Below are 12,271 nucleotides of genomic sequence, written 5' to 3' on the forward strand. Positions count from 1 at the left end.
GTTCAGATGTAGATCTTGAGCAGCGTCGCCGGGCGGTAAGACGGGCGCCCCGTCGCGGCCGGCTCCGCACAATCAAAGCCCAGCTTCTTGAGGTCGAGATCTTCAACGAAGACATCCATGACGCGAACTGTGCTGTCTTCGTGGATCCAGTCATCCAGTCGCTCAGGGAAGAGAACGCTCTGCGTTGATCTTGACCTTCGGCGTATCGCGACATACCGGCTTCGGCGCTCGGTATGGCACCAAACTCTGGGCAACGGTAACTGTCACCAAAAGAGGGCCTTCACACAGCCTCGAACCAAAGCGTGCGTGCCGCCCGGGCTCAGCAACGCCGGCCTAGGGCGTTTCTTCCGGTCCCTAGGAGCATCGTCAGCGCCAGGCTGTGCGGGGCAGAAACGCGCTTTGGTCGTAAATCACGCTCGGCGCCTTACATACATCCAAATTTCCGATGCGAGGCGGGCGTGGCAGCACGGCCTGTCGAGAAGGCGCGCGAGACGGCTTGCGGCGCAGGAAGGCCTGTGACCGTCCAGCCGTCCCACTCATTTGTGATTCTCCAACCGTGAACGGAGCGTCCCGGAGCGTCGAGCGACCCGCAAAGGTTGGAACCGACCGATTTGGAGTTCGAACTGCAGGCTTCGTTCGCCTCGTGTGCCCCGCGGGTGTGAGCATCCTTTCGATCTATCTCTTCAAGCCATCCGTCCCGACGCGCCTTCTTCGCGAACGGAGGCAGGCCAAGTCCGAGCCTCCGGAGCAGCGTGTGAAACACGTCGGAGGCCAGTTCTGCGGGGCTCCTGCTAGCGCAAGCGAACATCCGACAAGCTGCGCAAGGCTCTGCTGCTGGCTTCTTCCGCAATATTCGACAGTGGATCTGCTGCCATCACAACGGCGGCAAACTGCACGCGCGTGATCGCGGTCAACCGTGCAAGTGAGACTTGTTGCTCCTTGAATTTCCCCGCGCGAAAACGGCCTTCCCAGCCCCATTGGTCGATGGCGTCTCGTTGGCTGAGCAAGAAGCCATAGGCACGGAGCTTGTGCGCACCCGCGGTGGCCTCAACAGCCACAATCACCTTCCAGTACTCAATCGGCACCTGGAAATCCGTGCCCATTCCGAAATCGTGACGCGGGTCGTTGTCGGCCAACACCGGCCCCGCAAAGACACATAGCTTGTTCTTAACGAATCCGGCTTGCCTGGAAATGTGATTCTCGAGTTCGCCCCACAGGCCATGAAACTCGAACATCGCGCGGTTGAACTGTTCGTGCTGGGGCGTGCAGTTCGTAAAATGAAAGCTGTCTGAGTTTCCGAATTCTTCCTCCTCCTCGGTCACTCCCCAAGCCACGTCATCTCGGCGCACGATGTGCCCGCGATCGAATTTTTTCGCAGGCTCGTAGAGTTCCGCGTCGTCGATCTGCTGCGCGCCTGTAATGCGCGGGTCCAACTTCCAGGTGTCGGCCCCAAACTCTTGACGGGTTCGTCGGCGTGTTGCCTCGTCGTAGTTGACATTGGACGCGGCCCAGATGCACAAACGGCGGCTTTCGTGCATCACCAGCGAATAGTGGTGGTAGCGGAGTACCATTTGACTGCCATCTTGCATCAGGGCTTCGTTCGCGGCAGCAATCGGCACGGGAACGTCAAACCCGTCCAAGAATGAGGATTGGTAGCCGGCTCTATCGCTGTACCCTGGATCGAAACGCAATTTCTTCTCGGTGACCACCGGACCTAGACCGAGCCGTGGTCCTGGCTCTTCGTTCTTTACGCCCTGCGGTGTCGCAGGCGAGATCTCGTCGCTGCGAGGGAAGGAAGTTGAAGCAGAAGAGAAGTAGAAGTTCGCCGTCCCGTTGACGACTACGTTCGACGGCCAACCATGGTTTGGCTGCATCTTCGAACCGGCCTCGCTTAGCGTTCCTTTGTTCATGCCAGTGCTCGCCTGCGCGAACAAACTAGTAGCAGCAGGGTTTGCCAGTATCTCTCCGGCCGAGGCTGCGTCGCTCGACGTCGCCAGCACAGATGTAAGATGGGACTGCGTGCTCGGATCTTGGTGTGCGAGTCCCAGCAAGTGTGCGTGCAGCTTGCTGATTCGAACACCTTCATTGGCAACCCAATCGATGTCGCTATCGGGCACCCCGGGCCGCCAGACATTGCCGTTCTTTAGCAGAATGTTCTCGCCCTGCATGCGAGGTACACCGCTGTGGTGCACGGCGACCAGTTCCCAATCCTTATTGAAGGCGGGGGAGCCCGACGAGCCCGGCAAGGTGTCCGTGGTGTACTGCAGGAAGAGGTCTGGCTCCCCAGGCTCTCGCACAAGTTTGTTCTCGCGCACCGACCAACGTTTGTGGCCTCCGTCAGGGTGCTGGATAATGCTCACCGCTTGCCCCGCTAGAATCTTGCCTGTGTTGGGGATCAAGCGGACGAAGTTGAAGTCCGACAGCGCTGCAGCACCGATGACCGGGGCTATATGGACCCGCACCACAGCGAAGTCCAGTCGCTCGTGGCTGAGGAAGAAGCTTTCTGGATCCAGTTCGAACACGACACCGCCCTCGATCAGGCCATTGCTGGCCCGCTGAAAGCCGAATTGTGCACCGCAGCCTATCGCGTCACCCGGTTGTTTGAAGACGTGCCAGTTCGTCAACAACAGGCCACCGCTCAGCATGAACCCGGTTGCGAATCCGTCGCCGATGCGCTTGCGGTCGAGCAGCTCCACGATTCGCGCGACCGGCTTGCCGGCCTCGAGCGCGGCAGGCGTTGGTGGCAGGTCGTCAAAATCTAGCGTCGGGCCGATCATTCGCTCCAGCGCAAACCCCATGGCGCGGTACGGTACCTTGCGAGCCTCGCGCTCCAGGTATTGCGCGCGACGCGCCGGCGTAGCTGCCGCCACCGCGCCCAGTCGAGCGACACTGGCAGTCGTTTCCGCTACCTCTGACACGTGAGCGCGCCACCTCGCGGCTGCTGCCTTGCGGACGGTTTCCTGGCGCTCGGCGATCTCTCGTCGATTGATCATACGTACTCCAGTTGTCGACGTTCCACGCGCCCACATTCTGGCGACGTGGCGTCACCATTCGAGGCGGGAGCATCTCGGACGGGCTGCCCGGCTCCATGCCTCTTCATTCTGACGATCGCGACGCCTTCAAGGGCATGTTGTGGGGACTGGCCCATCGCTCACGGCGACGTATACCTTGAACGGCATGTCGGCCTTGCCATACTTGACCGCGCTGGCATTGGCCTTAAGTTGTGCCACACGCGCCGCACTGGATTTCGTCAATCGATCCTGCTTCGCAGCCGCGTCGTCGCCTGCCTTGCTGGAACAGTAGGCCAGAACAGCCAGTTTGGCCGCCGTGACGGCGGTTTCATGTTCGGCGTCGCCGTTCAATTCCGCTGTCTGTTCCTTGATGTCCTCCTCGGCCTTGAAGGCCGGGTTGAGGATAGGCTTCAACGCCTCCTCAATCCTGGGCTTGGCCGACCCAAAAACCGAGGCGATGAAAGCCAGGCCTTCGCGCGTCGGGCGTGTCTCCACCACCGTGGTGGTCACCGTGACTGGTACAGCCGATGCATCGGTATCGAAGACCGTGACCAGCGCCTTCGTCGCCGGAGGACCACTGGAGGTCGCTGGGGCCGGCGCAGCATGGAAGGACCCGAACCAAGGCGACTCACGCGGATAGCGCTTCGTTGTAGGGTTCTCCTCCAGTGCCGGGGCGGGACTCCCGATCGTCTGATCCGGGATCAGCACCACGCCGCCAGCTTCGGCCGTCGCGCCGATGCGCTGGAACTTCACGCTCACGGACAAGTCGCGTGGCCCTTTCTCAGACTCGTCCAGGGACCGATCGATGCGCACGAACAAGGGAGCGACGGCCAGCGCGCGGTTGTTGGGTGCGACCACGATCCTCAACTCGACCATATGGTCGAGGCGGTACACCGTCGGAAGATTGAATGCGACCAGGCGTTCCTTGAATGTGGTCTTGGCTTGCTCGTTACCAGGCGGCAGGTTGAACTTCGGCCCGAGGTCCATCCCGCGCGGATTGTCCGCACTAGGCGCGAAGGACCCTCGAACGATCAACAGACAGCGGGGCACCGCGTCCGGTTGCAGACTCATGTTCAAGGTGGCGACGCTACTTGGCAGGTTGCCGCCCTTGGCGCCCTCGCTGAGGGCCGTACCAAAGTTCGACAGCAACTGCGAGGCGGCACCCGTCAGGATGGCCGCAATAAGAGGAGCTGCTTCGGGCTGAACCAGCGGTTCGTGAGGGCACTGTTGCGCGCTGGCGAAGACGCGCGCTTCTCCGGGGCTCGCATACGTCAGCGGCCGAAGACCTGGAACGCTGGTGCACGCGGCGAGAAGTAGAGCACAGGCCGCCACCATGGCGCGGCAACGAAAGCCAAGAGGTAAGTTCATGGTCTGCTCCAACGAACGGATCAATGGCGGGCGGCGCTCGCAAGCGCCAGCAGCTTCTGGACCTCTGCAACGTACGCAGGTGTCATCGGAATTCCGAAGTTTGCGCCCGACGGTAGGCCGGTGTCGCCCGATGTGTGGATGCCAACAACCGTGAATCCTCCCCCGACACCCAACAGGACTGGCGCCCCGCTGTCGCCGTTGGATGTTGTGATGGCGTACGACAACAGATTTGAAGTGCGGTCCTTCACAGGGCCGTCACCGATCGTCATCTGCATAGAGCCGTCGCTATAGGGAAAACCATAGCCAATCACCCGCACTCTCTGGTTGATCTGCGCTGTACCACCCAAGTGGAGCGCGGTTCGAGGCGCGGCCTCGATGATCAGGACAGCGAGATCGAGGTTTGGATGCAATTGCACCGCAGTGACCTTTGCGGGCGCAACGGAATGCTTCTTGGCATCAAACCCGATGTACAGCCACGCACCTTTGATCGTGCCCACGTTGAAGGTGTGCTTTGCGGCCACCACGGCATTCGGCGCGCAGTAGAAGGCTGTGCCGTACGCAGTCGTCGACCCCTGACAGACGATGAGTCCGATCGAATCCAGAGGCGGTGCCGTGACGTTGACAGGTGGAACACGCTGAGAGCGAGGTATTTTGTGCTCGGCAGGATCAAGGATCGCAGGCCCTAGCCCAGCATCAAACGCCTCAAGGATTTGCTGTTGCTCTGCCGCGAGCTTCGAACTGTCGACTTCGATTTCATCAGACATGTTGACCTCACGAAGATGGTAGAGCGCGAAATTTATCGGGCGCACGAGGCCACGCATCCTCAATTTGACGCATGACTATTCGTAGACTCTGTGCCTACGTCTGAGTGCTGCGCGACACCTCAGCAACCTCTGCAGAGGCCGACTTGCAACGGTCAGCGGGCACAAGTCACCGGCCTACGCGTGTACTTCTGCGAGCCGCACAGCCTTTGGCAGCGCGGCACCTGCGGCGCACCGGCAGCGCTCGACAGCCGCTATCGCCTGGGTCCAGCGCACCTTTGCAAACTGTCCAAAGTCCTACCCGTTCCTTGACCGGCCACTGTTGTATCGGCGAAGCTGGTATGCAAGGCACCATCTCGACCCTCTCCGGTACTTCGCAGACATCGAGACCTGTCGTTGGCGTGCTAGCCTTGTTGGAGAATCGCTACAACTGGAAGCCTTGGACCAAGACTGTCGTCGCACCGGGAGCAAATGCCTTTATCGTGCGAATCGTGGAGGCATCGTTCTCCAAGTTCTGCGATCATTGCTGACCACTGGTTGCCGCTACCGGACAGGACGAGTTCCATGCCTCCTCCAACAGCCACGCATACACCCGGGACGCCGACCATTGATGCTGTTCATCGTGATATCGGCCTTGCTAACAGCTACCGAATGGAACTGATCAAGGGGTTGCTGGCCATTGCTGCGGCGTTGTTTGCCTTTACCGTAACGTTTGGGCCCACGCTGAAGCCTATCGCATGGAAATGGGCCATGTGGATGGGATGGTCTGGCTTGGCGGTGTCGATGGTCGGCGGCCTCGTGCACTTGCTTGGATGGGACCACTTCTATAAGAGCTACCTCGACATCAACTGGCGCCGTCGAAACGAGCCTGATCAGAAGGCCGTGGGGCAGGCAGGCGATGACGCTCGCGACGCCATCGACGTCTGGCGACGCGCCGGTATGTCTGCGCAGTTTGCTGGGTTTGTTGTCGGCGTCGCAGGAGTCGGCTTGTTCGCAGGTGCAAACATTGAGAATGCGGCAGCTAAGGTTGAATCGACGTCGGCTGCCGCGCAGTGCTGCTGCCAGTGTGATCCTGCTGCGACAGCACCAACTCGTGCCGCAAGCGCCGCCGCAGCTGGATCAAATGCTTCCGCCGTTCTTGTCCCAAGCCCGAGTGCCAGTCGATGAAGAAGAAGCAACGTGTCGCAGCATCATGGAGAGCCAAGCTCGAGCAACTGGTCAGTCGTCTTGCTCGTGGCAACAAGGGCGCGATTGACTACCTGATTGCGAACGCCAGGGCTGTTCAGCAGACAGTTCAAGGGGCGAGCCTCGACAACACAGACATCAGCCCGCGTGCGGGCGCTCGGATGGTCGTCAATTTGTCTTCTGCCCATGTCCCCGCGTTCTGCACCGCGCACGGGAGTGGCGACCCGATTCCTTACAAGAACGCCTACGACGTCGAGCAGATTGAACGCGCGAAGGGTCAGCACAAGCCAGTCTCGGTCCGACGGGCGTTGGTTGACTCCTCACTACCCCTACCGCCAGGTCAATCTCCAGCTAGTACGTATTTCGGTGCGATCGAACTCAACGGTACTGGCATCCGCTTCTACGGCGATGTTTGTCTCGTCCTAAGCGAGGACCGAGTCTCGCCGAACACAGTCGTGCTGGACAGGAATTCGTACGATGTAATGCGGGCGCCGGTGAGTGACGGCGTGGAGCTTCTCCCGCGGGCACAACAGACCGGAGCACGAAGCGCGATTCTTCGGTCGTGGAGTGGTCTTTTGCGACGCGACGTTGGGGCCATTGTGGCGATCAAGGCTTTAGGCACCCACGGACCGCTTGAGCGGCGGCTGACTACCGGGCAAATCAGCGAAGCCGCCAGAGACGACGAAGACTACGTTGAGGTGCTTCGCCACGGCTCCTTCTCCCCCGACGATCTGCAGGAGGCCCGCATAGCTTCCAGCGAAGCAGCGCGTGACGCGCTGGTCACGGCCAGGTTCCCCGTAAGTCCGGCGCCTCGACTTGAGGCACTGATTTGGCGCGACCGGCGCGAGCACGCTGAGCGTGCGCTCAGAGCGTGCGGCGTGCCCGTAAATGTGGTTACGACGAGCGGGCGGATCAAGGGCTGATGACCCATGCCAGGACCTTTTGAAAGGAACTCAGGCAAGGCCTCGCACTGGAGGTTCGACGCCGTCGACCTGCGGGCCGGGCTAGCGTTCGCGGCTTGGCGGGCGGACCTCGGTGACGACCCATTGCCAACGGAGGTGCAAGCGGTCTACTTTGCACCGCCGTCCTTTACCCCCGAACCAGTCGCCAACGTTGCATTGGCCTTGGGCGCCACGCGAGGTTCATTTCGGCCAGGGTTGTTTGTCGACGGTCGTGAAGTGTGGTTTGAGTCGCTGGCTGACGCAGGCGAGTTCCTGCGCCGCGCCTACGTAGCCAGTGGCGGCGGCGACGGAGGGGATGGCGAAGGCGACGATGACCCGAGCCCACCCTTGCCGGAGCCCCCAGACCTTCCAGACGGGCCCGAAGGTGAAGTTGACGATGTTCTCGCTGATTCTCAGCGCAATACGGTGCCGGCAGCGCGTGTGCTTCTGAGAATGGCGACCGAATTACAGCGCGTCATCCCAGGCGTCGAGCCGGGCACGTCGCACGACGTGGTTTGGCGGGACATCGAGACGGCCGATGGCCTGCCTGCTTTGCGGGCTGGTGCTACCCACATGCTGCGCGAGTTGCTGATGCGACGACCCCGGACCGAGGAGGGGCACACCTACCTTCGCTGGCTTAGCGCCTTCAGATCGTGGTGGAGGTTGGTGTGCAACCTGGGGCTGCGGTCAATTCTTCTAGATGCCAGGGGTGGCGCATTTCGGGCGCTGCTCCTTGCTTGGGCCAAACAGCATGAGCCTTGGCTGCTCCGAGGACCCAACGACAGGCTGTTTCCATCATTACTAATGGCCTTACTCGTCGGCGGCGATGCGCGCATGCGCTATCTGGACCAGGGAGCACCCTGGCTTCTGGAACACTGGGAACGTTGGTGGCACGGAGAGTATTTGCACCCTGCCTTCCTGATGCCGCAGTCGCATGGTGGCGACACCCCCCCTGGCCTGTCCATGACCAACTTGCGGGCCTTGCCGTTGCCTCGCTGGGCGTGGCATCTCGTTGGGATGGACTTGGAAGGCCGGGCGAGCCTCTACCACCTGCTGTGCACGCTGGTGGCTCAACCACAGCTGAGCACCAACCCGAAACACTTTGAACTGATGCTGTTCGCATGCGCCTGCGTGGTCGGTGGCCGACAACCTGCCTCTAAGGAGTGGCTGTTTTGGGGCTTCGAGCACGCGTTCGGTCCCAGCGATGTCGAGATTGGGGCGGCTCGCCAGGTGGCACACGAGGCGCTTAGATGGCTCGAGGAGCACCTGCCTCGTTCTGTTTTTTCCGAGGGCTACGAGCAAGCCATCACGGCAGCGAAGGATATACGGTATCGCGGTTGACTGGCCTCTTTAATCTAGGGCGCACTTCTGCGCGGCGACAAATGCGGACGTGGCTAAGCCAAAAACAGCCTCGGGGTTCTGGTCGGGCCAACCACTCTTGGCGTGAAGCGCGCCCTCAACGTCTGCTTCGCGGACAGCTCGCAGAGACGGAGGCAACGCCGCCGGTCGGCGGCGCGCCCAATATTGGACTGTCGCCGAACGACAGCTCGCTGTAGCCTTCGGTGAACGCAAACTTCCACGGTGACGACAGCCTGATCGTGCTCTCGGAAGCAAACATCGCTGACGGCAAAGCGGACGGTCAACGCACCGACTCGACCTTGTGAAGCGACTCGCTTTCCCGATCCTGACGCCGTATGTCAGCGACGCGTAGTTGCCATTTGCGACCTCTCTGGCCCCGCCTGACCAATCTGCGAGGCGTGCTTCAAGGAGACGCAAATTAATCCGGGCTGATCGCGATGTGCGCCTAGCCCGCGGCGGACACCATCACCGCATGAACAACGCAGCTTTGCCCGCGCCGTGTACGCCTTGAAGAAGAAGTGCACGCGGCTCGAGGCGTTCCTCGCCGAGAGCGCATCGTCCCGTGGGCGCGCCTGGAAGCAGCCATTGCCCCGTGTTCCCGCGCAGCGTCAGGGTGGGCCGCCCGCCCATCGGCGTGTCGAAGATGCTGCGCATGTACTGCCTGCAGCAGTGGTACGGCCTGGCCGATGAGGCGCTGGAAGACACGCTGTACGACAGCCAGTCGATGCGCAGCTTCGAGGGCTCGACCTGTCGCGCGAGCCGGTACCCGACGCCACGACGCTGCTGAAGTTCCGCCGCCTGCTGCTGGCCAACGACATGACCAAGACACCGTCTTACGAGATCAACGCGCACTCGGCCGAAAAGCGGTTGTTGATGTGCACAGGCACGATCGTGGACGCCACGATCATCGCCGTGCCGAGTTCGACCAAGAGCGCCAAGGGCGCGTGACCCGGATATGCACCAGACCAAGAAGAAAAGCAGTGGCACTTTGGATGAAGGCACCCATGGGAGTGGCTGCGGAGTCCGGACTGGTGCACACGGTCAACGGCACGGCGGCCAACGTCAACGACGTGACGCAGGCCGGCGCACTGCTGCATGGGCAGGAGACGTCGGCCTTTGGTGATGCGGGCTACCGCGGCGCGGACAAGCGACCCGAAGCCCAGGGGCCGACTCCGTTCATCGCCATGCAGCCGGGCAAGCGCCGGGCGCTGATTCTGACGAAGAATGGGCACGGCTGCTGGCAAAGGCCGAACAGCTAAAGGCCAGCGTGCGGACCAAGGTCGAGCACTCGTTCCATGTGGTCAAGAACCTGTTTTGCCACCGCAAGGTCCGCTACAAGGGCTGGCCAAGAACCAGTGGTGGCTGTACTCGCTGTTCGGGCTGGCCAACCTGATGATCGCCAAGCGGTCGCTGGTGGACCTCCAAGCCCGAGAAGAGACATGATCGGACGGAGCGGCCCAAAAGAAGGCGAAAACGGGAGTCTGTGGGTTGCCAACGGGCCCAGCCTCGCCTCCGTTCGGCGCGCGCCGGACTTCAGGCAGATGCTGGCCGCTCAGGTTCCCATTGACCAGCGCGTCCTTAGGCGTCCTACAAATTGTGGATGTTGCTGCGCGAACATTCTGTATTGTTCGCCGACGTCACATAAGGGTGGATACCTATGCAACGCGACATCGTAGTAAAAGGCCGCTCCTTGGGAGGCAGTTCAGATTTGACCCTATTGGCGCCCATCCGTCCGGGCTTTATCGACTCGCTCGAAACGATGACATACAAAACGCGCGTCAAGCGCGTCCTCGATGCCCTCCACGGCGCTCGCCAGGGAGCGTTCGAATACCACACCGCCCGGTTGCTTTCGGATTCGGTCGAACGAGTCGGCGCCATTCAGTCCGTACGCGTGGCGGTGCTGGAGCCGCAGGATCAGGTGATGCTGGCGGTCAGTTTCGACACGAGTCGCGAGGCGTACATTCGTGTGCTGTGGGATAAGGTGGGCACGCTTCTCGACTTGATCTTCTGTGGCACGATCGACTACGTTACAGCGTTCGACCACACGTTTCAAGAGTGGGAAGAGTGGACGCGCCGCGTGCAGGTGGAGACCGGCTTCTTCTACGGCCCAAGCGAGTCGACGGCGCGCGACTTGATCTACCTGCGCCGCGCCGAGCGCATGAACACTCGGGAGGGTGGCCGGCCATTGAATCTGCTGCGCGCGCGGGTGCCGACGGCCGAGGAGGCTATGCAGCGTTTCTTCGACCCTCCACTGCAGGCACCGGCCGACGAGGCGCCGGTGAACTATCCGTCCAACTACCTCACCCTTACGCGGGAGCGGGTGCAGACGGGATTACAGGGGCTCTTTGCGTTGTACCGTCTGGCCGACCTGCACCGCCCCAACACGCCCGATGGCGAGGTGCTACGCCACGCCGCCATAGACCTTCTGCTTGAGTTCGTCCAGTTATGGGAAGGCGGGCAGATTGACGATGACATCCAGGAAGCCCGCGGCACTCGTTTCGCGCGGCCACTTGACTGGCTGTTTCCCGACGGAGTAGCCAGTACGAATCGGCGCCCCAAGCCGGTGGACCCTGCCACGCTGCCCCCGTCATAAGCAACGCGGTGCTAAAACGCATACAGGGTGGCATCGTGCGGCCTTACGGGGAGCTGACGCACGGCGTGCTCCTGCTGCTGACGGTGGCCAACGCGGCCGTGGCTGCGAAGTTGTGCGATTGGATGGCGGGCCATGTGACGCACGGCGATAGTGCTGAGGCTGGCACGCAGGACTCCCCGCACGTCAATGTGGCGCTCACGTTCGCAGGCCTTCGTGCGTTTGGCTTGGGCGAGGACCAGCTCGAGCTTTTCCCCGAAGAGTTTCGCCACGGCATGGCCGCTCGCGCCGGCCTGCTGGGTGACGTTCGCAACAACCACCCACGGCGCTGGCGGCGCCCGCTCGACGCTAATACCGGCAAGGTCGAGATCGATCCGGAGACCGCGCATGTCGTGCTGCAGTTGCGCTGCAAGGCGACCAATGGCGCGTCGCCGGATGTCGAGTGGGGTACGGGACACCCGCTATACAGCGCCGCGCAGAAGGTATTGGCGGCGAACCTGGGCGTCGTCCTGCTGGCCGTGCAAACCTTGAGCCGGCGCTACAACGCCGAGAAGCGCATCCAAGAACACTTCGGCTGGGCCGACGGCAATGGTCAGCCCGAACCCGAGGCCGGGCTTGAGAACGACGACGCAAATCGGGTGCACCTGGGCGAAATTGTCAACGGTCACGACAACGCCGCCGACTTCGCCGACCTGGCCGACCCGCGGCAGGCGTGGCTGGCCGACGGCAGCTTCCTCGTCGTGCGCAAGTACCGCCAATTTCCCGGTCGTCTGGAGAAGGCCGCGGCCGTCACTGCGCAGGCGATGAGCGCTGCTTTTGGTGGCGTACCCCCCGACTGGCTCGAGGTGATCTACGGCAAACTCATGGGCCGCACGCGCAACGGCAGCCCCGTGGTAGATCCGGCGCGCTTGAACCGCTTCGACTACCGCAACGACTCCGACGGCCGCGTCTGCCCGCTGCGGGCGCACATCCGGCTAGCGCATCCGCGCTCGACCCCCCCGGGACACGCCCGCCAAGGATGATGCGGCGCAGCATGGCATACGGGCCGACCTACGT

At 62.0% G+C, this 12,271-nt stretch carries 8 protein-coding genes and 1 pseudogene; 6 read left to right on the forward strand and 3 right to left on the reverse strand.

From position 1 onward, the window contains the following. Positions 1–791: 791 nt before the first annotated feature. From LRS14_RS24260 to LRS14_RS24270, 3 genes are all read right to left on the reverse strand, one after another. Entirely contained in the window at positions 792–2,993 is a 2,202-nt protein-coding gene (locus LRS14_RS24260) for a DNA/RNA non-specific endonuclease (RefSeq protein ID WP_257801441.1), read from the reverse strand. A 126-nt stretch (positions 2,994–3,119) separates the two neighbouring features. Next, positions 3,120–4,379, reverse strand: a complete 1,260-nt coding sequence (locus tag LRS14_RS24265; RefSeq protein WP_257801442.1) for a hypothetical protein — start codon at positions 4,377–4,379, stop codon at positions 3,120–3,122. A 20-nt stretch (positions 4,380–4,399) separates the two neighbouring features. Further along, on the reverse strand, positions 4,400–5,143 hold the full coding sequence (locus tag LRS14_RS24270; RefSeq protein ID WP_257801443.1) for a serine protease: 744 nt from the start codon (positions 5,141–5,143) through the stop codon (positions 4,400–4,402). Positions 5,144–5,791: 648 nt separating this feature from the next. Here LRS14_RS24270 and LRS14_RS24275 point away from each other — a divergent pair. The 6 genes and pseudogenes from LRS14_RS24275 (at position 5,792) to LRS14_RS24300 (ending at position 12,237) form a co-directional block, all read left to right on the forward strand. Next, positions 5,792–6,307 (forward strand): hypothetical protein, encoded by a 516-nt coding sequence (locus LRS14_RS24275; RefSeq protein WP_257801444.1) that lies wholly within the window; start codon positions 5,792–5,794, stop codon positions 6,305–6,307. Continuing rightward, positions 6,304–7,248: a hypothetical protein gene (locus LRS14_RS24280; RefSeq protein WP_257801445.1), complete on the forward strand. Its 945-nt coding sequence runs from the start codon at positions 6,304–6,306 to the stop codon at positions 7,246–7,248. The genes LRS14_RS24275 and LRS14_RS24280 overlap by 4 nt, the downstream gene beginning before the upstream one ends. Positions 7,249–7,383: 135 nt before the next feature. After that, a complete protein-coding gene (locus LRS14_RS24285; RefSeq protein WP_257801446.1) occupies positions 7,384–8,607 on the forward strand; it encodes a hypothetical protein in 1,224 nt (407 codons plus the stop codon). A gap of 516 nt (positions 8,608–9,123) precedes the next feature. Further along, positions 9,124–10,068 (forward strand): annotated as a pseudogene (locus LRS14_RS24290) (IS5 family transposase). Between the two features lie 214 nt (positions 10,069–10,282). Continuing rightward, positions 10,283–11,218 carry a hypothetical protein gene (locus LRS14_RS24295; protein ID WP_257801447.1) on the forward strand — a complete coding sequence of 312 codons (936 nt, stop codon included), beginning with the start codon at positions 10,283–10,285 and terminating at the stop codon, positions 11,216–11,218. A 65-nt stretch (positions 11,219–11,283) separates the two neighbouring features. Beyond that, complete coding sequence (locus LRS14_RS24300) at positions 11,284–12,237, forward strand: hypothetical protein (RefSeq protein ID WP_257801448.1); 954 nt, start codon at positions 11,284–11,286, stop codon at positions 12,235–12,237. Positions 12,238–12,271: the final 34 nt, after the last annotated feature.

It is taken from the genome of Aquincola sp. J276 (genome assembly GCF_024700035.1).
Taxonomy (GTDB): Bacteria; Pseudomonadota; Gammaproteobacteria; order Burkholderiales; family Burkholderiaceae_C; genus Aquincola; species Aquincola tertiaricarbonis.